Raw genomic sequence first — 24,249 nt, 5'->3', positions numbered from 1 at the left:
GGGCAATTTTTTTTACGTCTAAAATATTTTATATTTTTTGATTTCATCTGTAACATTGTTAACTTCATATTCTAAAGCTATATGAGGATTTAAGTTAAATTTATCAAGTACTTTTTTCAAATACAAAATATTTTCATTAGAAGGCATCATGTGTTCATCATATATACCATTATTCCAATGAAAATGTATATAGACGATATCATCTTTTAAAATTTCCACCCAATTATGTATGTCATTACTAAGAATAGCATGACCTATATCTAAGCATATTTTTACGTTAGGTAAATTTATTGTATCGATAAGTTCTTTTAGCATCAAAGGATCATTTTCAAATATATTTTCAATCAATATTGTACCTTTGAAATAACTTGCTTGATTTAATATCTTTTGCCAAAATTCTTTATTTAGATTATTATTTATTTTTTTTATATTTGGTTCATTTAGATATGGATTAATTTGACTGTGGAATATTATATAATCTGCATTTAAATTACTACCAATATTAATTGCTTGTAAATATCTATTGATACTGGCATCTCTAATAGTTTTATCTGGGCTAATAGGTTTTAAATCCAAGAAAGGACCATGTAAAGATATTGTGTTAGGGAAATTTTTTAGAAGTATACTATATTTTTCTGCTATTTCTTCATAACCATTATCTAACAAATTTGGATTTGTAAAATCTTGGATTTCTACACCTAATCCTAGTTTGCTATATAAATCTTTATTGAAAGAATCTATAGTACTTATACAATTAATTATTTTGCTATGCATATTATTTCCTCCATATTTTAATATTTGAGGAAATTGCATAATATAATAAATTATTAGGTTTTGATTTTGTAGTAATTATGCAAATTCCTCACTTGTTTTTTATTTTATCATAATAGCTTATATTTCATAACTATATTTAAATAAAACTTGTTACATATATATCATAGAGATGGTTCTGGTGATATAAAAATTAGTTAGGGGGGTATTATATGTTAAGAAAAAGAAAAGTTATTATTGTTTCAATTGTGGTAATTTTAGTTGCTTTACTATTTTATTTAGGCAATGGGTCTTTATTTGCAAAGGATAAAGTAGTGGAAGATATTGAAGAAAAGGATTTTAATTTTACTATTGACCAGCTTACATCAGCAGTTTTGGAAAATGATATTGGCCTCGTAAATCAAATAATAGAAAGTGATTCATTAGACATTAATGAAAAAGATTCTCAAGGGCAATATCCTATTGAAATGGTGTTGGTAATGGGTAATTGTGATATGGCAAAAATTTTGTTAGAAGCAGGAGCTGATCCATATGTCATTACATCAAATGAGAAATCTGTATATGATATGGTAATGGAAGAGGATAATGAATCTTTAAAGGAAATATTTAGCCAATATAGTAAATAAAATATATCGTCGGAACTGTCCCCTAGATATATTTTTCTTACAGAATTGAAAGAAAAATATTTAAATTTGTAAGGAGTATGTAAGAATTAGATTTTATAATTGGATTATACAAAGGGTATAATCCAATTTTATTTTTATGGAGGGGTTATGATGAGTATACTTAAAAGTAATATGTTAAAAAAATACTATGGTAAGGAGCCTAATATAGTAAGAGCTCTTGATGGAGTTAGTGTAGAAATAGATCAGGGAGAGTTTGTAGCGGTTGTAGGAACATCAGGTTCAGGCAAATCTACTTTACTTCATATGTTAGGTGGTCTTGACAGGCCTACAAGTGGAGAGGTAATTGTTAGAGATAAGGAAATATTTAAGATGAATGATGATGAATTGACTGTGTTTAGAAGGAGAAATATAGGATTTGTATTTCAAAATTATAATTTAGTACCCATTTTAAATGTCTATGAAAACATAGTGCTTCCTATTGAACTCGATGGAAACACTATAGATAAAGATTATGTAAATAATATAATACATACATTAGGCTTGACAGAAAAATTAAGTAATCTTCCCAACAATTTATCTGGAGGGCAACAGCAGCGTGTTGCAATAGCAAGAGCGTTAGCTACAAAACCAGCTATAATTTTAGCTGATGAGCCTACTGGAAATTTAGATAGTAAAACAAGTCAAGAAGTAATAGGACTTTTAAAGGTTACAAGTGAGAAATTTAATCAAACAATAGTTATGATTACTCATAATGAGGATATAGCACAACTTTGTGATAGAATAATCCGAATTGAAGATGGAAAGATTGTTTCCTAGGAGGTGAGTCAAGTGCGAAATAATAATCAAAAAGTAATAAACAATTTGTCCCGTAAAAGCTTAAAGAACAATAAGCTTAGAAATGTTTTTGCAGTAATTGCCATTGTACTTACTACTGTGCTTTTTACTACTTTTTTTACTTTAAGCATGGGAATGGTAAAATCCATGGAGGAAGAAACTATGAGACAAACTGGAGGTTCTGCTCATGCGTCTTTAAAATACCTTACTTATGAAGAATATAATAATATGAAAGATCACCCTTTGATTAAGGAGATTGGGTACTCTGTCTTAGTTGGTTTTGCAGAAAATGAAGAGCTTATTAAAAGGCAGACAGAGATGCGATTTGCTACTGATAATGAAGCAAAATGGTATTTTAGTTATCCAACAGAAGGGAAAATGCCACAGAAAATAAATGAAATAGCAACGGACACTATAGTTTTGGATATGCTTAGAATACCTCATGAAATAGGTTCTCCAATAACATTAGAGTATTCAATAAATGGTAAAAAATTTAAGAAAGATTTTGTTCTCTCTGGATACTGGGAAGGTGATGTGGTTAATAGGGCAAGTCAAGTATGGGTGTCTCAAGCATTTATAGATGAAAACTTAGCAAATTTGGATCAAAATTACCAGAAACAACATCATCTTGACTCTGGATTAGTATTTGCAGATATAATGTTTAAAGACAGTTTAAATATTGAGGAAAATATACAAACAGTAATAACAGAAAGTGGGTATGAACTTGAGGATATAGATTATGGTGTAAATTGGGCTTATATGTCAACAAATTTCAATACAATAGATATTACTACTGCAATTACAATTATTGGTGCCATATTACTTATAATTTTTACTGGATATTTGATTATATATAATATTTTTTATATTTCAGTTACAAAAGATATACGGTTTTACGGATTGCTAAAAACTATAGGAACCACTTCAAAGCAGATTAAAAAGCTGGTGAGAAAACAGGCATATTTGCTTTCTGTAGTAGGTATTCCAATAGGATTGTTACTAGGGTATTTTCTTGGTGTTATGTTGTTGCCGTTAATAGTAAGTATAACAGATATAAAAAATATCAGCATTTCAGCAAGCCCAATTATATTTATTGGTGCAGCTTTATTTTCATTAATGACTGTATTTATAAGTTCACGAAAACCAAGTAAAATAGCATCAAAGGTTTCACCTATTGAAGCTGTACGGTATACAGGGGTAGAATTACACTATAAAAAGAAAAGTAAAAAAACATCAAATGGCGCTAAAATACACAAAATGGCTTTTTCTAATTTGTTTAGAAACAAGAAAAAGACTATAGTAGTTATTGTTTCTATGTCACTTAGCTTAATACTTCTAAACGTAGTTTATACTATAACAACAGGTTTTGATATGGATAAATATTTAAGCAATCAAGCAGTAACTGATTTTATTGTAGGGCATGTAAATTATTTTAATAATAGTCTTTCATTTGCATTTGAAGAAGATATGCCGTCGCAAAATCTAATTAATGAAATTAATAGCATGGAAGGAGTCAAACAATCTGGTAAGACTTACTATATGTATAATTTGCATAGGTTAAGTAACGTTGGTTTAAAGAATTTTAATGATATTTATCCAGATGAATATATAAAACAGCTTGACACAATCGACAAAAATGAAATAATAAAAGCAAAGAAAACAAGAGAAATATCATTAGGTATTTATGGACTTAATGATTTTCTTCTAGATAAATTAGAAATTAAGCAAGGAGAATTTGATAAAGAAAAGTTTAATACTGGACAATATATACTAACTAGTATACCAATAAATTCTAAAGAAGGAGACAATAGAAGTTACTATAACATTGGTGAAAAGATAACCATAAAATATGATGACAACACAGAGAAGACATATGAAGTAATGGGTATAGCAAGTATTCCATATAATATTTCTATAAGACATTATTATATTGATGGGATGATATGCTTTCTCCCAGAAACTGAATTTATATCTCAAGTGAAAGAACCAATGTTTATCAATTATGCTTTTGATGTTGATGATGAAAATACTGAAGCTATAGAAAAATTCCTAGAAAATTATACTAATAATATAGAGCCTATGATGAGTTATAAATCAAAACAAACTTATGTCAATGAGTTTAATCAAGTTCAGCATATGTATTTGATTATAGGTGGAGTGCTGTGTTTTATAGTTGGATTTATAGGAATATTAAACTTTATAAACTCAATACTTACAAGTATAATCACAAGAAAAAGAGAGTTTGCCATGATGAAAAGTATAGGAATGACTGGAAAGCAGCTTAATAAAATGCTTGTATTTGAAGGTTTGTATCATGCCATACTTACAATAGTTATAACATTGACTATTGGAAATATATTTTCTTATTTTATAGTTAATGCACTAGCAGGGCAAATATGGTTTTTTAAATATCACTTTACAGTATTACCAATACTAATTTCTATACCTATATTATTAATTATTTCAGCGGTTATTCCTTTTATATCCTATAAAGGAACTAATAATGAAACTTTAGTTGAACAACTAAGAGAAGCTGAATAAGAACCCTAATCAGGGTTCTTTTCAATTTCTCCACATATTAATTCTTGACATTATAATTAAATTCTGCTAAGGTATAAAGAAAAATATTACGATGTTTTTTATAAATAATTGTATTATTACTAATGATATATAGTAAGTTTAAGATTTCTTATTAAAGCAAAGGAATTGCATAATTATTGTATACTTAAGAAATTATATGCAATCCCCTTAAATATATATAGGAAATATTGTAGAAAATATTTACCTAAATTATGGCTTTGTAGTAACTAAGTAAACATTAATGATTAAAAGGAGGAAATTAAATGGAAATCGTAGGTGAAGGTTTAACATTTGATGATGTTTTACTAGTGCCAGCTAAATCGGAAGTTTTGCCAAGAGATGTGGATACGTCAACATATCTTACAAAAAAAATAAAACTAAATATACCTCTTATGAGTGCAAGTATGGATACTGTTACAGAAGCAAAAATGGCTATTGCAATGGCTAGAGAAGGTGGCATAGGTATAATTCACAAAAACATGAGTATTGAAAAGCAAGCTATGGAGGTAGACAAAGTTAAGAGATCGGAGCATGGTATTATCACAGACCCTTTTTATTTATCACCAGACCATATTGTTTCTGATGCATTAGAATTAATGGAAAGATATCGTATTTCAGGAGTACCTATTACTGATAACAATATGAAACTTGTTGGGATTATAACTAATAGGGATATTAGATTTGAAACCGATACTACAAAAAGAATTGCTGATGTTATGACTAAAGATAATCTTGTAACTGCTAGAAAAGGTATATCTATGGATGAAGCGTTAGATATTATGAAGAAGTACAAGATAGAAAAGCTTCCTTTAGTAGATGAAAACAATGTTCTTTCTGGGCTTATTACTATAAAAGATATTGAAAAATCAATAAAATATCCGCATGCTGCCAAAGATAAAAATGGAAGGCTTTTAGCTGGTGCAGCAGTAGGAGTTACTAATGATATGCTTGAAAGAGTAGATGCTTTAGTAAAAGCTAAAGTTGATGTAATAACTATAGATACTGCCCACGGACATTCTAAAGGAGTTATAGAAGCTGTAAAGAGAATAAAAATAGAATATCCAGAACTTCAGGTTATAGCTGGAAATGTTGCTACTGCAGAAGCTACAATTGATTTAATTGAAGCAGGTGCAGATGCTATTAAAGTTGGTATTGGACCAGGTTCTATCTGTACTACAAGAGTGGTTGCTGGTGTAGGAGTTCCTCAGATAACAGCTATTGATGAATGTGCAAAAGCTGCTGAAAAATATGGTATACCTGTTATAGCCGATGGAGGAATTAAATATTCGGGGGATATTACTAAAGCTATAGCAGCAGGTGCTAATGTTGTAATGATAGGATCATTATTTGCTGGAACAGAAGAAAGTCCCGGTGAAACAGAGCTTTATCAAGGAAGAAGATTTAAAGTATATAGAGGAATGGGTTCAATGGGTGCTATGGCGGCTGGTAGTAAAGATAGATATTTCCAAGAAGGAAGTAAAAAACTTGTTCCAGAAGGCGTTGAAGGCAGGACTCCATACAGAGGTCCGTTAAGTGATACTGTATTTCAGCTTATAGGTGGACTTAAATCAGGTATGGGGTATTGTGGAGCAGCTACTATTGAGGACTTAAAAACAAAATCTAAATTTATTAGAATAACAAGTGCCGGACTTAGAGAAAGCCATCCTCATGATATCCATATAACTAAAGAAGCTCCAAACTATAGCACAGGAGAGTAATAAAGAATTTGAGGAGGAAGGGAATGAAAAAAGATATAGTTCTTATAATGGATTTTGGAGGACAGTATAGCCAACTTATAGCGAGAAGAGTTAGAGAAGCAAATGTTTATTGTGAAATTGTCCCTTATGATTACAGTATAGATAAGATAAAAGAGAGATCACCTAAAGGAATAATATTCTCTGGAGGGCCTGCAAGTGTTTATACAGATAATTCGCCAAAGTGTGATGATAGAATATTTGATTTAGGAATACCTATTTTAGGGATATGTTATGGCAGCCAATTAATGGCAAAAACTTTGGGTGGAAAAGTTAATAGAGCTGCTTCAAAAGAGTACGGCAAAACAAAATTAGACGTAAAAAAAGGCAGCAAATTACTTCAAAATATCAATGATAACATTATATGTTGGATGAGTCATACTGATTTTATTGAAGATGCTCCATCAGGATTTGAGATAGTTGCAAAAACAGATTTTTGTCCAGTAGCAGCTATGGAAGATACAGGGAGAAAACTATATGGAGTACAATTTCATCCAGAAGTAGAGCATACAGAACAAGGTAGGGACATTATTAAGAATTTCCTTTTTGATATATGCGGTTGTAAAGAAGATTGGAACATGGGAGACTTTGTAAAAGAATCAGTAAAAAGAATAAAGGAAGAAGTAGGAGATAAAAAAGCATTATGTGCTCTTTCAGGTGGTGTAGATTCTTCGGTTGCTGCAGTTCTTGTACATGAAGCTATAGGCGACAACTTGGTTTGCGTATTTGTTGATCATGGTCTTTTGAGAAAGGATGAAGGAGACCAAGTTGAAAAGATATTTAGAGATAAATTTAATATGAATCTCATTAGAGTAAATGCTCAGGATAGGTTTTTAAATAAGCTTAAGGGTGTTACGGATCCTGAAAGAAAGAGAAAGATAATTGGAGAAGAATTTATCAGGGTTTTTGAAGAAGAACAGAAAAAGCTTACTGATATAGACTTTTTAGTGCAGGGTACTATTTATCCAGATGTTATCGAAAGCGGTACTGATAAAGCTTCAGTTATTAAGAGTCACCACAATGTTGGAGGACTTCCTGAAGATATTGATTTTAAGATTATCGAACCGCTTAGACAGTTATTTAAGGATGAAGTAAGAGAGGTAGGAAGGGAGTTAAAGATACCTGATGAAATAGTAAACAGACAACCTTTCCCAGGCCCAGGCCTTGCTATAAGAGTTCTTGGAGAAGTAACAGAAGAAAAGCTTTCTATACTTAGAGAAGCAGATTGGATATTTAGAGATGAGATCAAGAAAGCAGGGCTAGACAGTAAAATATGGCAGTACTTTGCAGTGTTACCGAATATAAGAAGCGTTGGCGTTATGGGAGATGAGAGGACTTATTCATATACTATAGCTTTAAGAGGTGTAACAAGTACTGATGGAATGACTGCAGATTGGGCAAGAATACCTTTTGATGTTTTAGAAAAAATTTCCAATAGAATAGTAAACAATGTTGAAGGTGTAAATAGAGTAGTATACGATATAACAAGCAAACCACCAGCTACTATTGAGTGGGAATAAAGAACAAACCTCTATGAATTTTAAATTATAAGTTTCATAGAGGTTTTTTTATATGATGGAGATACTTTAATATACTGAAAAAAACTATATAATTACTATGAGGTTAAATTTTTGAATAATACAAACACTATATTCTTTCATACTTTACAACAAATATTGTACCTAATATCAATGTTACTATGGAAGCTAGTAAAAGATATAATGTATTTGAGTTAACATTATCCACTGAATTTTGAATATTTGAGATATCTTGACCATTAAATCCTCTTCCGTTTATTGGTGGTTCATTTTCAGGTGGTGGTCCCATATTTGGTCTAGGTGCTGCATTAAAATTATCATTTCTATTATTTTCACCTATCTTTTGGCCTTGTTTTATATCAGTATTAGTATCCATATTCATAGAACCCATATCAGACATAGACAAATAATCTGCATCAATTAATGAACTGCTATCAGAAGACTGTCCTTCTTCAGTAGATGGGATACTTCCATCAAGCTGTCCTCGAACACTCTGTGCACGAAGTAGACAAAATTCCTTTAAAGTTTCTACTCCTTTTTTAAACTCTTCATAGCTATAAAATGCTGTTGGGTCGTTTTCTACATAATTTGAAATCAAGTTGACAACTCGGTCAAACTCTTGCTCAAATTTTCCACTTTCAAAATAATCAGCAATGAACTCATCAAAGTACTGATGATAAAGTTCCTTATATTCTGGGACTTCTAATAGTTTACCAAGTAGAGGTCGCTCCTCCATAGTAGTGCCAGATACTGGGGAATCAATAGGAAAATTTACCATTTCTGTTCCGTTTGTATTTCCTCTTGCCCCCAGACTAGCTGTAAATGCTCCAAAGGATAAGTTGTAATCCCATGGAATTACAGAAAGTTGACCTTCATTTTCATATAGGTAATAATTGTGTTGCATATTTCCAGTATAGCTATCAAAATTTAACACAAAATTATGCACAACAAAATACTTAAGTACACTTTCAATATCAACGACTGTATTTAAATCTTCTCCATTATTTAATTTTTTTATAGATTCTAATAATCTGTATTTATCACTTTCAGTAATATCAAAAATTGCACCATCCCAAATATCATTATAGCTGTCTAAATTGTCATCTATATATTGAAGTGATACACTACTTTTTTGCATATTTCTATCTATACCACCTTTGTTTCCTACTTCATTATTATCAGGTTTGTATAATTTGCCAGAAACACTTCCATAATTACGTTCTATTAAGGACTCTTCTACACCTTCTACTGCTACATAGAATCCAAAATCCTCACCGTTAACAGTGATATTTACAAAACTACTTAGAGGTGCTGCAATTCCTATTTCATTCATCATATGATATGAAAGATAATCTTTCATATAAGTGGGATCCTGTATAATATTATTAAGGGACAGTTTGTCAAGTCCATAATAGGATTCACTATTGTCGTAATGATCAAATTCAATCTTAAAGCTGTAGCGGTCTGAATCCATTTTTTTAACCATGGACAAAGAAGAATTTCCCTTTGTACGAATGGCTACATTATTAAAGTTTTCACCATCTATAACAACATTACATACTGTGTATTCTTTTTCTGATGCATTTTGAATCATATCATCCCAGTTATTTTCATCTATAACAATATCTATACTGTGTACCTTGGTATCATCAAAGAGTTTATTTTGGTAAGGTGATTCGTCTTTTGATACAATGCCAAGTGAAGTACCATTCATAAAAATTATTGTAAGGATAATAGCTAGGATGCATATTAAAATACAAATTCTATCAATATATTTGTGCCTAATCAACACCTCACCTCCTAGCTCATATAATCTCCATTATATCCTACTAATACAGCGTTTGAAACTCCTGATAGCTTAACAAGACTGTGAATAAAGGATGTATCTTTATCTTTAAGTCTTACTTCTACTGTTAACTCTACACCATTTTCTGATACACCTGTACTTTTTACAACGCTTTTTGTAACATTATTTTCTATTAAATTTCTTGCAGCATTTTCAGATTTTTCATCATCACAATTAACAACAACTATATATGGAGCATCATTTATTTTCTTATTAACGAATAGAACAAGAGTTATACCAATAAATACACTGCCAAATACAGCTAAAGGGATTAATCCTGCTGCTAATACAATGCCTATAGCTATAGACCAAAATAAAAATACTATATCAAGTGGGTCTTTTATAGCTGTTCTAAAACGAACGATAGAGAGTGCACCTACCATACCAAGAGAAAGAACAACATTACTTGTTACCGCTAAAATTACTACTGTTGTAATCATAGTAAGAGCTACTAAAGAAACGCCAAATCCTGAAGAATACATTACACCGCTAAAGGTTCTTTTATATACATAAAATATGAAAAGCCCAATGGCAAAAGCTAACGCAATAGCTAGTACCATATCAGTAAGTGAAACTGCAGTAACTTTTTCAATAAAACTAGATTTAAAAATATCATTAAAATTCATTTTTCATCCTCCTTAAGTTATTAAATTATAATATTTTTTAGAAATTATTCAATTCATTTATTTGAGGAAATTGAAATTACTCATTTAACTTTACATGTCTATCCATATCTGCGGCATGCAGCATATTTTGAAAATGAAGATTTATATCGACCTTTAATCTGCAACAATCTGACGATGTTGTCTGGTATAAACTCATCATATTTCACTTCAAGCAAAGCAACAGGTTCTACTGGTGTAATCATAGGAATACTTGGGTCAAATAACTTTGTTGAATATAAACCTGTCTTTAGCTCTGTGTCAAAGGTGATGCGTACATTTCCAGGAGCGTAAATATAAGCTTCCCTTTTATACTGCACAATAGTTCGCGGCCTTAGCTGTTGAGATTGCATTTTTGAGTACAGTTCAATTACTAAAGGTTTATCTATTTGTTTGATTTTTTCCCACTCACAATTAATAATTGCTTTTGCTTCTTCATAGTTTATCACTGCACTTAGTTTGTTATTAAGGCCCCTACGTTTGCTTTTTTTTCTAAACGAATATAGCTTTTATCGTTATTATAAAAACGTATGCGAAATTTTTCTCGATTATCAACGCCATCAATTTTTTCTCTTAAAGCTTTATCTTCTGCATTGTCAAAATACAAACTACGAATTAGATACATACCATTTTCATCACCATGGGGATCTAAGTCCATTAAATATTTCAGCCTATTTCGCAGTATATAATAATCAGCTATATTTACACGGTGCTTAAGCTCATGACGATAAATCATTTATTTTCCTCCTTCATCCAATTTTGCTTTGCAAAAACTATGATAGAGCATATACCTTAAATGAAGCTTAATAAAAATAAATATTTGAGAAAAATGTATGTTAAGGTATATTTAAGGTACAAATAATATAATGAACTAAATTAATAAAAATGATATACTTTTATTGTTAAGGAAGTGGTAATTTATGCGTATTCTAGTTATTGAAGATGAAAAAAGATTAGCTCAGACTTTGGCAGATATTTTAACACAGAAAAATTATACTGTTGATATTTCTTACGATGGAGAAAGTGGATTAGATAATGCGATGAGTGGCATTTACGATGCGATTATTCTTGATGTTATGTTGCCAAAGCTAAATGGTTATGATCTTTTAAAGACCCTAAGGAGTGAAGGTGATAATACGCCTGTTTTAATGTTGACTGCAAAATCTGAGCTTGAAGACCGTGTTAAGGGTTTGGATTTGGGAAGTGATTATTATCTTACAAAGCCTTTTGAAACTGCAGAATTTCTTGCTTGCTTACGAGCAATTATAAGACGTAAGGGAGATATTCAACCTCAACATCTTACATTTGGTGACATTGTCTTAAATATAGAAAGTGCTGAGTTACGTTGCAAAGAACGTACTGTACGGCTTAGAGCAAAAGAAATGGAAATTTTGAGATTATTAATAGAAAACCAAAATAAGTTGGTTTCAAAGGAGACACTGTATCTAAAAGTTTGGGGATATGATGCTGAAGCAGAGGGAAATGTAGTCGAGGTTTACATGACTTTTATAAGAAAAAAACTATCCCACATAAAATCTTCTGTAAAAATTGTTTCAGTAAGATTTATTGGATATCGTTTGGAGGTAGACAATGATTAAAATTTTGCGACGTAAATTTGTAATTATTATAATGAGCATTGTTGCACTAATTTTATTTGCGATTTTTATAACATTGCTGATTACAACAAAAAATAACATTGAAAGAAATAGCATGGAGGTGTTGCAACAATCATTAGGACGTGAAATTGATACATCTAATAGAATACCAAATCCTAATAAGCCACCTCCAAATATGCGTATACCTACTTTAGTAGTAGAAGACAATGGTAATACATACCATATAATAAGAAATGAAATTTATTATATAGATGATACTAATATAGATGAAGCAATCAAATTAGCAAATGATAATTTTGAAAATTTTGGTATTATAAAAGAATATAATTTAAGATTTCTTAAAAAGAAAATTGATGATTCTACATTTATAGCTTTTGTTGATACATCAGTAGAAACACGTATTATCCAAGACCTTGTCATAAATTCACTTTTAATTGGTTCGGCTGCATTAGTTGTTTTTTTCATTCTCAGTATTTTTTTTGCACGATGGGCAGTGAAACCTGTAGAACAGGCATGGGATAGGCAGCGCCAATTTGTTGCTGACGCTTCTCATGAGCTGAAAACACCTCTTACTGTTATTCTAACAAATACGGAAATGTTGGCTTCTGAAAAAAAGTATAATGAAAAAGATTCCAAGAGAATAGAGAATATTAAAGAGGAAAGTCTCAGGATGAAGAAGCTAGTTGAAAGTTTACTTATGTTGGCAAGGTCAGATTATGTGGAAACTTCATTACAATTTTCTTCTGTATGTTTGAGTGATATTGTTATGGATAGCGTACTATTATTTGAATCTACTATTTATGATGAAGGGAAATGCTTTGAGTACGATGTAGAGGAGAATATAAAGGTAAAAGGGAATCCAGAAAAACTTCGACAGTTGATTGATATTCTATTAGATAATGCAAATAAATATACAGATAAAGGGAATAATATTACTGTAAAGCTTAGTATTTCTCAAAAAAAAGCAGCTCATTTATCTGTTGCTAATGAAGGGGAGTTAATTCCGAGAGAAGAATTAGAAAATATTTTTAGACGTTTTTACCGTGTTGACAAATCTAGGGCAAATTATGGAGGATTTGGCTTAGGATTATCTATTGCAGAAAGCATCGTATTAGAGCATAAAGGGAAAATATGGGCTGAGAGTACAGAGGAGAAAGGAAATGTATTTCACGTATTATTTCCTTGCACTGATACTTAATAAAAAACGAATATTAATAGAAAAGAAAATATAAAAAGTTCGTATTATACCGAATTATATAAAAAAAATTATATAAAAAATACGAAAAACTATTGACTATTAATAATAATATGTTATCATATGTGTGTAAGAAAATTTAATACGAGCTCATATAAGTCTTGGGATATGGCTGAGACGTTTCTACCGAGTGACCGTAAATCACTTGACTATGGGTGGAAGTGTACCTAGGGTTCCAGAGAAAATTCTCGTTAGGTCCGAGTGGTACAGATATTACATTGTGTAATATTACACCGAGGGGATAAAAGCCCGGACGGGTAGGTTTCATCTATATTACCTATCCGTTCAGGCTTTTTTGTTTTTTACGGAATAATATCTGGAATTTGCAAACTAAAACCTATGGAAAAGAGGAGGATAAAGATGGAAAAGTTTTTTAGACTTAAAGAAAACAACACCGATGTAAAAACAGAAGTAATGGCTGGCATTACAACATTTATGACTATGGCGTATATACTTATTGTCAATCCAATTACTCTTTCTTTGGCTGATACCGGTGCAGAACATTTAGGTATGGATTGGGGTGGAGTATTTACTGCTACTGCATTATCTGCATGTATCGCTACTCTCATTATGGCTTTATATGCTAAGCTGCCTTTTGCATTAGCACCAGGAATGGGACTTAATTCGTTTTTTGCTTATTACGTTATACTTAATTTAGGTTATACATGGCAGTTTGCATTAACAGCTGTGTTTTTAGAAGGTATTATATTTATTATTCTTACAGTATTTAATATCCGTGAAGCTATCATTAATTGTATACCTAATAATATAAGAAAGGCTATTTCAGTAGGTATTGGATTATTTATTGCATTTATAGGATTAGTAAATGCAGGTGTTATCGAAGCAGGAGGAGCAATACTTCAACTTGGAAATGTTAAATCTCCTAAAGCTTTGTTGGCTTTAATAGGTTTGGTAGTTACAGGTATTTTACTTACTAAAAAAGTTAAAGGAGCATTACTATTTGGTATTATTATTAGTGCAATTATTGGAATACCAATGGGAGTTACTTCACTACCAGAAGGCATAGTCAGCTTACCACCATCATTAAAACCTGTAATGTTTAAATTTGATTGGACAAATGTATTTTCAGTAGATATGTTTATTGTGTTATTCACATTCTTATTTGTAGATATGTTTGATACAGTTGGTACTTTGGTAGGTGTTTCTACAAAAGCAGGAATGATCGATGAAAAAGGTAATATTCCAAGAGCTAAACAAGCTCTATTTGCAGATGCAATAGGAACTACTTTAGGTGCTTGCTTAGGTACAAGTACAGTAACTACTTATGTTGAAAGTGCTGCTGGTGTTGCAGAAGGTGGAAGAACAGGTCTTACTTCTTTAACGACTGCATTTATGTTTTTCATAGCATTATTCTTATCACCTTTGTTTATAGCAATACCTGGTGCTGCTACAGCTCCAGCTTTAATCCTAGTCGGATTGTTTATGATGAGTCCGATAAAAGAAATTAATCTTGAAGATTATACAGAAGCTATACCAGCATTCTTAACAATTATAATGATGCCTTTAGCTTACAGTATAGCAGACGGTATTGCATTTGGAATGTTATCTTATATTGCATTAAAGGCTTTAACTGGTAAAGCTAAAGAAGTTGGTTTTATAACATACATTGTAAGTATTTTATTTATCATTAAGTTTATTATTTAGTGCAGTATTTAAGTATTTGACATAAGAGTCCGAAATAGAGATAAATCTATTCGGGCTTTTATTTTCTAGGTCGAAAATATTACTTATTTAATTACTTATATTATGCAAGTTCTTCAATCATAAGGGCATAATAATTATTATCGTTGAAGGGAGATAAGTTAGATGTATAAAGATGTAAAGAGAGTATATGTTGAAAAGAAAAAGGGATACGATATTGAAGCAGAACATCTATTGTGTGACTTAAAGGAAAATTTGAACATTAAAGGTCTTAAGGATTTAAAAATTATCAATTGTTATGACGTATCAGGAATATCTGAAGAGGAATATAAAAGAGCTATAAATACAATATTTTCTGAACCTAATGTAGATAATGTATATATTGAAAAGCTCGATTTGCCATCTAATTTAAAGGCTTTTGCTATGGAATATTTGCCAGGACAGTATGACCAACGTGCAGATTCTGCAGCTCAATGTATACAAATACTTACCCAAGGAGAAAAGCCCCTCTTACGAACTTCAAAGATAATAGTTATTAATGGTGATGTAACAGAAAAAGAATTTGAGAAAATAAAGAGATATTGTATAAACCCAGTTGATTCAAGGGAGGCTTCTTTAAAAAAGCCTGATTCATTAGAAAGTAAACCTGAAGAACCTGCTAAAGTAAATATTATAGATGGTTTTATAGAAATGAGCGAAGAAGAATTAAAGGTATTTTTAAAAGATTCAGGGTTTGCTATGAGCATTGAAGATTTAAGGCTTTGTCAAAACTATTTTAAAAAAAGTGAAAAAAGGAATCCTACTATAACAGAGCTTAAGGTTATAGATACCTATTGGTCAGATCACTGTAGACATACAACATTTATGACTGAACTTTATGATGTGGATTTTGAAGATGGAAAATATTCGGAACTGATAAAGAAAGCATATAAAGACTACATTAAAGCAAGAGAATATGTATACGGAGATAATAAAAAGCCTGAATGTTTAATGGACATAGCAACAATAGCAATGAAGCAAATGAGAAAAATGGGTAAACTTGATGACCTTGAAGTTTCAGATGAAATAAATGCTTGCAGTATAGTAGTAGATGTTGATGTAAACGGTGAGAATGAAGAATGGCTAGTTATGTTTAAAAACGAAACTCACAATCATCCTACAGAAATAGAACCTTTTGGTGGAGCAGCTACCTGCTTAGGAGGAGCTATAAGAGACCCGCTGTCAGGAAGATCATATGTATATCAAGCTATGCGTGTAACAGGAAGTGGCGACCCTAGAACTAAGATAGAGGATACACTACCTGGAAAATTACCACAAAGGAAGATTACTACTGAAGCAGCAGCAGGTTACAGCTCGTACGGAAACCAGATAGGACTTGCTACAGGACAGGTTGTTGAGATATACGACGAAGGATATATAGCTAAGAGAATGGAAATAGGGGCGGTTATAGGTGCTGCACCTAAAAGCAATGTTGTTAGGGAAAAGCCTAATGAAGGAGACGTTATTATTTTAGTAGGTGGAAGAACAGGAAGAGATGGATGTGGTGGTGCAACTGGTTCATCAAAGAAGCATACTATAGAATCTCTATTAACATGTGGTGCAGAAGTACAAAAAGGTAATCCTCCTACTGAAAGAAAGATACAGAGGTTATTTAGAAAACCAGAACTGAGTAAAATGATAAAAAAATGCAATGACTTTGGCGCTGGTGGAGTATCCGTTGCCATAGGAGAATTGGCAGATAGCTTAGAAATAGATTTAGATAAAGTACCAAAAAAATACGAAGGGTTAGACGGAACGGAATTAGCTATATCTGAATCTCAAGAACGTATGGCTGTTGTTATAAGAAAAGATGATGTAGAAAGATTTAAAAAATATGCAGAAAAAGAAAATCTGGAGGCAACAGTTGTAGCTAGAGTTACTTCTGATGGAAGGCTTAAGATGAGTTGGAGAGGAGATACTATTTTAGATATAAGTAGAGAATTTTTAAATACTAATGGAGCTAGACAGAAGGTAAAAGTATTAGTAAGTGAATTAGATACTGAGGAAAATTATTTTAATAAATCACTTAAAAATATAGAAGATGACGAATTGTACAAAACATGGCTAAATAACTTAAAAGATTTAAATGTTGCAGGACAAAAAGGTTTAGTAGAGAGATTTGATAGTACTGTAGGTGCAGGTTCTGTTTTAATGCCTTTTGGAGGAAAATATCAATTATCTCCTAGTTTAGGAATGGCTGCCAAAATACCAGTACTAGATGGAGAAACTAATACTTGCTCGATTATGACGTACGGGTTTAATCCTAAATTATCAAAATGGAGTCCATTCCACGGAGCATTGTATGCAGTCCTTGAATCGGTTTCTAAGGTCGTTGCAATGGGTGGAGATTATAGAACTACGAGGCTTACACTTCAAGAATATTTTGAAAAACTAGGTAAAGATGAAAGAAAATGGGGTAAACCTTTTAGTGCTTTACTGGGTGCATATTATATACAAAACAAATTGAATATTCCTGCTATCGGTGGGAAGGATAGTATGTCTGGAACCTTTAATGACCTTAATGTTCCTCCTACTTTAGTAAGTTTTGCAGTAGACATATCAAAGATAGATAGGATTGTTTCTACAGAATTTAAGAAATCAGGAAGTAAAGTGATATTAGTCCCCATTAAAAGAGATAGATATGATGTTCCTGATTTTGAATACATTAAGAAAAGTTACGAAGGTATTACTAATCTTACAAAAGATAAAAAGGTATTATCCTCTAGTGTAGTAGGAATTGGAGGAATAGCCGCAGCAGTTAGCAAAATGGCTTTTGGTAATAAGATAGGAATAAAATTTGATAAGAGCATAACAAAATATGAGTTATTTAAAGTAGAATATGGCTCAATAATATTAGAAGTTGATAAAGAAGAAGACATTGACAAGTATATTAGCGATTATAAGATTTTAGGATACACTCAAGAAGAGCCACAAATATCTATAGGAGATGTAAATATTGATTTAGATAGTGCAATAGATGCTTGGAATGAACCATTAAATAATGTGTTTCCTATAAAAGAAGATGTAAGTGGCAAACCAGAAAAAATAAAGTATGTTAATGGAAATAAAATAAAATCATCGATAAAGATTGCAAAACCTAGAGTTTTTATACCAATATTTCCCGGGACAAATTGCGAATATGATACTCAAAAGGCATTTGAAAGAGCAGGGGGAGAAGTAAAAACTTTGGTATTTAGAAATCTTACTCCTCAAGACGTGGAAGAATCTATTATAAAAATGGAAGAAGAGATAAATAAATCTCAAATCATTGCTTTGCCTGGTGGTTTTAGTGCTGGCGACGAGCCAGAGGGCTCTGGGAAGTTTATAGCAGCAGTATTTAGGAACCCAAGGATAATGGAAGCAGTTATGAATCTATTAAAAAATAGGGATGGTCTTATGATAGGTATATGTAATGGATTTCAAGCATTGATAAAGCTTGGATTTGTACCATATGGTGAGATAAGGGATACAGATGTAAATTCGCCAACTCTTACCTTCAATAAAATAGGAAGGCATGTTTCCTGTATGGTAAGGACAAAGGTAGTTTCTAATCTCTCACCTTGGTTTAATAATGTAAATGTTGGAGATATCCATACTATACCAGTATCCCACGGAGAAGGTAGATTTATTGCTAATGATGAGGAAATGAAAAGGATGATAGAAAATGGGCAGGTGGCTACTCAATATGTAGATTTTAATGGTAATCCAAGCTATGATGGACTATTTAATCCAAATGGTTCAGTAAATGCAGTAGAAGGAATAACAAGCCCTGATGGGAGAATACTTGGTAAGATGGCACATTCAGAAAGAGTAGGGAAAAATCTTATGAAAAATGTACCTGGAGAAAAGGACCAAAAGATATTTGAAGCAGGAATAAGGTATTTTAGTTAATAAATTGAAAGGAGTTTTGTCATGAAAGTTGCTGTTATTATGGGAAGTGATTCAGATCTTCCAGTAGTTGAAAAAACGATAAATATGTTAAATAAATTTGATGTCGAAGTAGAGGCAAGAGTTTTATCTGCACATAGAACACCTTTTGCAGCGTTGGAGTTTGCTCAAAAGGCTGAGGAAAATGGATTTGAAGTTATTATTGCAGCAGCTGGAAAGGCTGCTCATCTTGCAGGAGTTTTAGCAGGAGCCACTATTTTACCAGTTATTGGATTGCCTATTAAATCTTCTACTATGGATGGATTGGACTCATTATTATCTACAGTACAGATGCCTAAAGGTGTTCCAGTTGCTACGGTAGCAATAAATGGAGCAGAAAATGCTGGCATTTTAGCTGTACAGATGTTGTCAATAAAATATTCTGAGTTAAAGGAAAAGCTCAAAGCATATAAAGAAGAAATGGCTAAAGAAGTAGAAAAGAAAAACGAGAAACTGAGAAGGATGTGAAGAAATGTATCCTAAAATGTTTACAGACGATAAGCTACATGAAGAATGTGGAGTATTTGGTATTTGTACATCTGCTGATGAAGATGTTGCTTCATCTATTTACTATAGTCTTTATGCACTTCAGCATAGAGGCCAGGAAAGTGCAGGTATAGCTGTAAGTAATGAAGGTAAAATAGATCATTATAAAGGAATGGGATTAGTGCCTGAGGTTTTTAATGATGAAATTCTGAATAAGCTTAAAGGTAGTATAGGAATAGGTCACGTTAGGTATTCGACATCAGGGGAAAGTTACCTTATGAATGCCCAACCATTAGTAGCAACCTATAAAAAAGGTGCTGTTGCTATTGCTCACAATGGTAATTTGACAAATGCAGATGCTATAAGGGATATACTTGAAGAACAAGGGACTATATTTCAAACTACAAGTGATACTGAAGTCATAGCTAATCTATTAGCAAGAAACAATAAAGAAGGTATTGTTAAATCTATTAAAAAGGTTACAGAAATATTAAAAGGTTCCTATGCACTAGTAATTATTAGCAATGATATGCTCATAGGTGCAAGAGATCCTTTTGGTCTAAGACCATTATGCATAGGAAAGACAGAAAACAGCTATATGTTAGCTTCAGAAAGCTGTGCATTAGACACTTTAGGAGCAGAATATGTTAGAGATGTAGAACCAGGGGAAATAGTTGTGATAGATAAAAAAGGTATGAAAAGTGTAAAAAGTGATAAGTGGTGCAAGAAAAATCTATGTGTTTTTGAATTGATCTATTTTTCAAGACCAGATAGCAAAATAGATGATACCAACGTGTATTTATTTAGAAGTAAATCGGGGAAAATATTAGCAGAAGAATCACCAGTTGATGCAGATGTAGTAATATCAGTCCCTGATTCTGGAACTCCGGCAGCTATAGGATATGCTGAAGCATCAGGAATTCCTTATGGAGTTGGGCTTATAAAAAATAAATATATTGGAAGAACATTTATACAGCCTAGTCAAGAGCTTAGAGAAAAGGGTGTAAAAATAAAGCTTAATGCTTTAAAGGAGAATATTGAGGGCAAAAGAGTAATAATGGTAGATGACTCTATAGTTAGAGGTACTACGATGAAAAAACTTGTAGATATGTTGAAAAAAGCTGGAGCAAAAGAAGTACACGTAAGAGTTAGTTCACCTCCTGTTACTAATCCATGTTATTTTGGAATTGACACACCATATAGAAGCCAATTAGTTGGAGCAACTAAGACTGTAGACGAGATAAAAGAAATGATTGGTGCTGATAGTTTAGCTTATTTATCTATAGAAGGGCTTATGAAGGCAACTGGCCAAACAAAGGGATTTTGTAAAGCATGTTTTGATGGAGATTATCCAATGGAGGTACCGATAAACAGAGACTAGAGGCTAAAATAGGGAGTGATTATGGTGAATAAAAAAGGATTGAGCTATAAATATTCCGGTGTTGATACTAAAGCAGGGTACGAAGCTGTAAAACTTATGAAGGAGCATGTTAAAAAGACTTATACAAAAGGAGTATTAACAGACATAGGAGGATTTGGAGGATTATTTGCTCTAGATAATAGATATAAAGAGCCTGTACTTGTTTCTGGGACAGATGGAGTAGGTACAAAGCTTAAAATTGCTTTCATGATGGATAAGCATGACACTATAGGAGAAGATTGTGTAGCAATGTGTGTTAATGATATATTGTGCCAAGGAGCAAAGCCTTTATTTTTCCTAGATTATGTAGCAACAGGAAAACTAGAACCTGAAAAAATTGCTCAAATAGTTAAGGGGGTATCCAATGGGTGCATTAAAGGTGGGTGTGCCCTTATAGGTGGAGAAACTGCTGAAATGCCAGGGCTTTATGGCGAAGGTGAATATGATTTAGCTGGTTTTTCTGTAGGAGTAGTAGAAAAAAGTAAGATAATTGATGGAACTAAAATAAAAGAAGGGGATATTCTTATAGGGCTGCCATCTAGTGGAGTCCATAGCAATGGTTTTTCCCTTGTAAGAAAGCTATTTTTTGATGTTAAGAAAATGAATGTAAATCAGTATATAGATGAATTAGGGACTACCTTAGGAGAAGAACTGTTGAAGCCAACAAGGATTTACACTAATCCATTGTATGACTTAATAGAAAAATTCAATATAAAAGGTATTAGTCATATAACAGGTGGAGGATTTTATGAAAATATTCCAAGAATGATACCTAAGGGTTATTCGGCAAATATTGATGTGAGGACTATTGATGAACTTCCTATTTTTAGATTAATGCAAAGACTTGGAAATATTGACATAGATGAAATGTATTCTACTTTTAATATGGGTGTAGGTATTGTAATAGTAGTTGGAAAAGATGAAGCAGATAAAGTTATAGAATATTTAAAGTCTAAAGACGAAAAATCATATTTGATGGGTGAGATAATTAAAGGAGAGGGCGGCATAAAAATATGTCACAAATAAATATTGGAGTGTTAATTTCAGGAGGTGGAACAAACCTTCAATCTTTGATTGATAATATAAATGCAGGGCAAATAAAAGGAAATATTTCTTTAGTAGTGTCAAATAATAAAAATGCGTACGGATTAGTAAGGGCTAAAAATGCAGGTATAGAATCTATATATATAAATAGGAAAGAATTTGACAATAGTGATGAATATAATAGGAAAATTTTAGAGGAGTTAAAAAAAAGAAATGTAGAGCTAATTGTATTAGCTGGGTATTTGAAAATACTAAGTGCTGAATTTATAGATCAATATGAAAATAGAATAATAAATATTCACCCATCTCTTATCCCTAGCTTTTGCGGAAAAGGATATTATGGAGAAAAAGTGCATAAGGCTGTACTTGATTATGGTGTAAAAGTTACAGGTGCAACTGTTCATTTTGTAGATAAGGGGACAGATACTGGACCTATAATAATTCAAGAACCAGTTAAGGTTAAAGAAGACGATACGGTTGAAACGTTAAAAGCAAGAGTATTAAAGGTAGAACATAAAATACTTTCCAAAGCTGTACAGCTATATTGCGATGGAAGATTAATGGTTATAGGGAGAAAAGTTAAAATCTTATAAAAAGGAGGAGGTAGGAAATGAAGAGAGCGTTGGTAAGCGTTTATGATAAAACAGGGATAATTGAATTTGTAAAAAAATTAGTGGAAATGGGTTGGGAAATTATATCAACTGGAGGAACTGCTAGAAAACTTAAAGAGGAAGGTATAGAGGTTATAGATGCTTCTGAAGTTACAGAATTTCCAGAGTGTTTTGATGGCAGAGTGAAAACACTACACCCTAGAATACACGGTGGGCTTTTAGCTGTAAGAGATAATGCTGAACATGTGAAAATGATGGAAGAATTAGGCATAAAACCTATAGATATGGTAGTGAATAATTTGTATCCATTTAAAGAAACAATTTTAAAAGAAGGAGTTACGCATGAAGAAATCATAGAAAATATAGACATCGGTGGGCCTTCTATGCTTAGAGCTGCTGCTAAAAATTACAAATTTGTTAATGTAATAGTTGACCCAAGGGATTATGATATGGTATTAAATGAGCTTAAAGACAAAGGCGAGACAAGCCTAAAGACTAGAGAATACCTGGCAGCAAAGGTGTTTCAACATACTAGCGCATATGATAGTTTAATTTCTAATTATTTTAATCAAATAACGAATGCAGAGTTTCCAGATACCATATCACTTACATTTGAAAAGAAACAAGACCTAAGATATGGAGAAAATCCTCATCAAAAAGCAGCGTTTTATGAAGAAATCAAAGAAACAAAAGGAACTCTTTCTGATGCAGTCAAGCTTCATGGAAAAGAGCTTTCCTTTAATAATATAAATGATACTAATGGAGCGTTGGAAATATTAAAAGAATTTGATGAGCCAACAGTAGTAGCAGTAAAGCACAGCAACCCATGTGGAATTGGTAGCAGTAGTACAATTTGTGAAGCATTTAAAAAAGCATATGAGGGAGATAAACTCTCAATATTTGGCGGGATAATTGCAGCAAATGAAGAGATTAATGCTGAAACTGCTAAAATGATAAATGAAATATTCATTGAAGTAGTTGTAGCACCATCATATACAAGTGAAGCTCTTGAGATACTAACTTCAAAGAAAAATATCAGAATATTAAAGTTAGAGAATATTAGAAAAAAGAATTACAAAAGCTATGATATAAAAAAGGTCTTAGGAGGCATACTAGTTCAAGAAAGAGATAATAAGCTATTAGATGGTGAAATTAAATGTGTTACTGAAAGAAAACCAACTGAAAAGGAAATGGAAGACTTATTGTTTGCTTGGAAGGCAGTAAAAAATACTAAATCAAATGGTATTGTTTTGGCTAAAGATAAAGGAACTGTAGCAGTAGGGCCTGGTCAGGTAAGTAGAATATGGGCACTTGAAAATACTATAAAGCAAGGAGAAGATAGAGTAAAAGGAAGCGTAATGGCTTCAGATGCTTTTTTCCCATTTAGCGATTGCGTCGAAGCAGCTCATAAAGCTGGAATTACTGCAATCATTCAGCCAGGAGGTTCAATAAGAGATAATGATTCCATAGAAGCAGCAAACAAATACAGTATCGCAATGGTCTTTACAAATATAAGACATTTTAAACACTAGCAAGTAGGGACGGTTCTTGCTTGCTATAGCAAGCAAGAACCGTCCC

The 24,249-nt window shown here is 32.0% G+C and carries 17 protein-coding genes, 1 pseudogene and 1 riboswitch; of the genes and pseudogenes, 14 read left to right on the top strand and 4 right to left on the bottom strand.

Annotation, left to right across the window (positions count from 1 at the left end; all coding sequences use genetic code 11):
- Positions 1-18: 18 nt before the first annotated feature.
- Positions 19-774: a sugar phosphate isomerase/epimerase family protein gene (locus tag ACZ41D_RS11160; RefSeq protein WP_464151482.1), complete on the bottom strand. Its 756-nt coding sequence runs from the start codon at positions 772-774 to the stop codon at positions 19-21.
- Between the two features lie 209 nt (positions 775-983).
- Between ACZ41D_RS11160 and ACZ41D_RS11155 the strand changes: the two genes are divergently transcribed.
- The 5 genes from ACZ41D_RS11155 to guaA all read left to right on the top strand — a co-directional run bounded on the left by ACZ41D_RS11155 (position 984) and on the right by guaA (position 8,085).
- Positions 984-1,397, top strand: coding sequence for a hypothetical protein (locus tag ACZ41D_RS11155; protein WP_464151481.1), 414 nt, complete (start codon positions 984-986; stop codon positions 1,395-1,397).
- Positions 1,398-1,547: 150 nt separating this feature from the next.
- Positions 1,548-2,213: an ABC transporter ATP-binding protein gene (locus ACZ41D_RS11150; protein WP_464151480.1), complete on the top strand. Its 666-nt coding sequence runs from the start codon at positions 1,548-1,550 to the stop codon at positions 2,211-2,213.
- A 12-nt stretch (positions 2,214-2,225) separates the two neighbouring features.
- A complete protein-coding gene (locus tag ACZ41D_RS11145; RefSeq protein ID WP_464151479.1) occupies positions 2,226-4,772 on the top strand; it encodes an ABC transporter permease in 2,547 nt (848 codons plus the stop codon).
- A 302-nt stretch (positions 4,773-5,074) separates the two neighbouring features.
- Positions 5,075-6,529: an IMP dehydrogenase gene (gene guaB / locus ACZ41D_RS11140; RefSeq protein ID WP_464151478.1), complete on the top strand. Its 1,455-nt coding sequence runs from the start codon at positions 5,075-5,077 to the stop codon at positions 6,527-6,529.
- A gap of 23 nt (positions 6,530-6,552) precedes the next feature.
- On the top strand, positions 6,553-8,085 hold the full coding sequence (gene guaA / locus ACZ41D_RS11135) for a glutamine-hydrolyzing GMP synthase (RefSeq protein ID WP_464151477.1): 1,533 nt from the start codon (positions 6,553-6,555) through the stop codon (positions 8,083-8,085).
- Between the two features lie 127 nt (positions 8,086-8,212).
- Here guaA and ACZ41D_RS11130 read toward each other — a convergent pair whose 3' ends face one another.
- From ACZ41D_RS11130 to ACZ41D_RS11120, 3 genes and pseudogenes are all read right to left on the bottom strand, one after another.
- Positions 8,213-9,892: a CotH kinase family protein gene (locus ACZ41D_RS11130; RefSeq protein ID WP_464151476.1), complete on the bottom strand. Its 1,680-nt coding sequence runs from the start codon at positions 9,890-9,892 to the stop codon at positions 8,213-8,215.
- Positions 9,893-9,903: 11 nt separating this feature from the next.
- On the bottom strand, positions 9,904-10,575 hold the full coding sequence (locus tag ACZ41D_RS11125; RefSeq protein WP_464151475.1) for a DUF4956 domain-containing protein: 672 nt from the start codon (positions 10,573-10,575) through the stop codon (positions 9,904-9,906).
- Between the two features lie 98 nt (positions 10,576-10,673).
- A pseudogene (locus ACZ41D_RS11120) lies at positions 10,674-11,347 on the bottom strand (polyphosphate polymerase domain-containing protein).
- 184 nt (positions 11,348-11,531) lie between these two features.
- Between ACZ41D_RS11120 and ACZ41D_RS11115 the strand changes: the two are divergent.
- The 9 genes from ACZ41D_RS11115 (at position 11,532) to purH (ending at position 24,203) form a co-directional block, all read left to right on the top strand.
- Positions 11,532-12,209: a response regulator transcription factor gene (locus ACZ41D_RS11115; protein ID WP_464151474.1), complete on the top strand. Its 678-nt coding sequence runs from the start codon at positions 11,532-11,534 to the stop codon at positions 12,207-12,209.
- Positions 12,202-13,425 (top strand): sensor histidine kinase, encoded by a 1,224-nt coding sequence (locus tag ACZ41D_RS11110; protein WP_464151473.1) that lies wholly within the window; start codon positions 12,202-12,204, stop codon positions 13,423-13,425. Before ACZ41D_RS11115 ends, ACZ41D_RS11110 begins: the two co-directional genes overlap by 8 nt.
- Positions 13,426-13,552: 127 nt before the next feature.
- Positions 13,553-13,654, top strand: a riboswitch (purine riboswitch).
- Positions 13,655-13,842: 188 nt separating this feature from the next.
- Positions 13,843-15,147 carry an NCS2 family permease gene (locus ACZ41D_RS11105; RefSeq protein ID WP_464151472.1) on the top strand — a complete coding sequence of 435 codons (1,305 nt, stop codon included), beginning with the start codon at positions 13,843-13,845 and terminating at the stop codon, positions 15,145-15,147.
- A 162-nt stretch (positions 15,148-15,309) separates the two neighbouring features.
- Positions 15,310-19,074: a phosphoribosylformylglycinamidine synthase gene (locus tag ACZ41D_RS11100; protein WP_464151471.1), complete on the top strand. Its 3,765-nt coding sequence runs from the start codon at positions 15,310-15,312 to the stop codon at positions 19,072-19,074.
- A 21-nt stretch (positions 19,075-19,095) separates the two neighbouring features.
- Positions 19,096-19,578: a 5-(carboxyamino)imidazole ribonucleotide mutase gene (purE, locus tag ACZ41D_RS11095; RefSeq protein WP_464151470.1), complete on the top strand. Its 483-nt coding sequence runs from the start codon at positions 19,096-19,098 to the stop codon at positions 19,576-19,578.
- A gap of 4 nt (positions 19,579-19,582) precedes the next feature.
- Positions 19,583-20,977: an amidophosphoribosyltransferase gene (gene purF / locus ACZ41D_RS11090; protein ID WP_464151469.1), complete on the top strand. Its 1,395-nt coding sequence runs from the start codon at positions 19,583-19,585 to the stop codon at positions 20,975-20,977.
- 24 nt (positions 20,978-21,001) lie between these two features.
- Positions 21,002-22,042 (top strand): phosphoribosylformylglycinamidine cyclo-ligase, encoded by a 1,041-nt coding sequence (gene purM, locus ACZ41D_RS11085; protein WP_464151468.1) that lies wholly within the window; start codon positions 21,002-21,004, stop codon positions 22,040-22,042.
- Positions 22,030-22,653, top strand: coding sequence for a phosphoribosylglycinamide formyltransferase (gene purN / locus ACZ41D_RS11080; RefSeq protein ID WP_464151467.1), 624 nt, complete (start codon positions 22,030-22,032; stop codon positions 22,651-22,653). The genes purM and purN overlap by 13 nt, the downstream gene beginning before the upstream one ends.
- Before the next feature lie 17 nt (positions 22,654-22,670).
- Positions 22,671-24,203: a bifunctional phosphoribosylaminoimidazolecarboxamide formyltransferase/IMP cyclohydrolase gene (gene purH, locus ACZ41D_RS11075; RefSeq protein ID WP_464151466.1), complete on the top strand. Its 1,533-nt coding sequence runs from the start codon at positions 22,671-22,673 to the stop codon at positions 24,201-24,203.
- Positions 24,204-24,249 lie beyond the last annotated feature (46 nt).

The sequence above is a fragment of the Brassicibacter thermophilus genome, assembly GCF_055378355.1.
This window is presented reverse-complemented; position numbering and strand designations above follow the sequence as displayed.

Excerpts from the sequence above, each read along its gene's own strand:
- ACZ41D_RS11160 (WP_464151482.1), bottom strand. The coding sequence starts at position 774 with ATGCATAGCAAAATAATTAATTGTATAAGTACTATAGATTCTTTCAAT.
- ACZ41D_RS11155 (WP_464151481.1), top strand. The coding sequence starts at position 984 with ATGTTAAGAAAAAGAAAAGTTATTATTGTTTCAATTGTGGTAATTTTA.
- ACZ41D_RS11150 (WP_464151480.1), top strand. The coding sequence starts at position 1,548 with ATGAGTATACTTAAAAGTAATATGTTAAAAAAATACTATGGTAAGGAG.
- guaB (WP_464151478.1), top strand. The coding sequence starts at position 5,075 with ATGGAAATCGTAGGTGAAGGTTTAACATTTGATGATGTTTTACTAGTG.
- guaA (WP_464151477.1), top strand. The coding sequence starts at position 6,553 with ATGAAAAAAGATATAGTTCTTATAATGGATTTTGGAGGACAGTATAGC.
- ACZ41D_RS11125 (WP_464151475.1), bottom strand. The coding sequence starts at position 10,575 with ATGAATTTTAATGATATTTTTAAATCTAGTTTTATTGAAAAAGTTACT.
- ACZ41D_RS11115 (WP_464151474.1), top strand. The coding sequence starts at position 11,532 with ATGCGTATTCTAGTTATTGAAGATGAAAAAAGATTAGCTCAGACTTTG.
- ACZ41D_RS11110 (WP_464151473.1), top strand. The coding sequence starts at position 12,202 with ATGATTAAAATTTTGCGACGTAAATTTGTAATTATTATAATGAGCATT.
- ACZ41D_RS11105 (WP_464151472.1), top strand. The coding sequence starts at position 13,843 with ATGGAAAAGTTTTTTAGACTTAAAGAAAACAACACCGATGTAAAAACA.
- ACZ41D_RS11100 (WP_464151471.1), top strand. The coding sequence starts at position 15,310 with ATGTATAAAGATGTAAAGAGAGTATATGTTGAAAAGAAAAAGGGATAC.
- purE (WP_464151470.1), top strand. The coding sequence starts at position 19,096 with ATGAAAGTTGCTGTTATTATGGGAAGTGATTCAGATCTTCCAGTAGTT.
- purF (WP_464151469.1), top strand. The coding sequence starts at position 19,583 with ATGTATCCTAAAATGTTTACAGACGATAAGCTACATGAAGAATGTGGA.
- purN (WP_464151467.1), top strand. The coding sequence starts at position 22,030 with ATGTCACAAATAAATATTGGAGTGTTAATTTCAGGAGGTGGAACAAAC.
- purH (WP_464151466.1), top strand. The coding sequence starts at position 22,671 with ATGAAGAGAGCGTTGGTAAGCGTTTATGATAAAACAGGGATAATTGAA.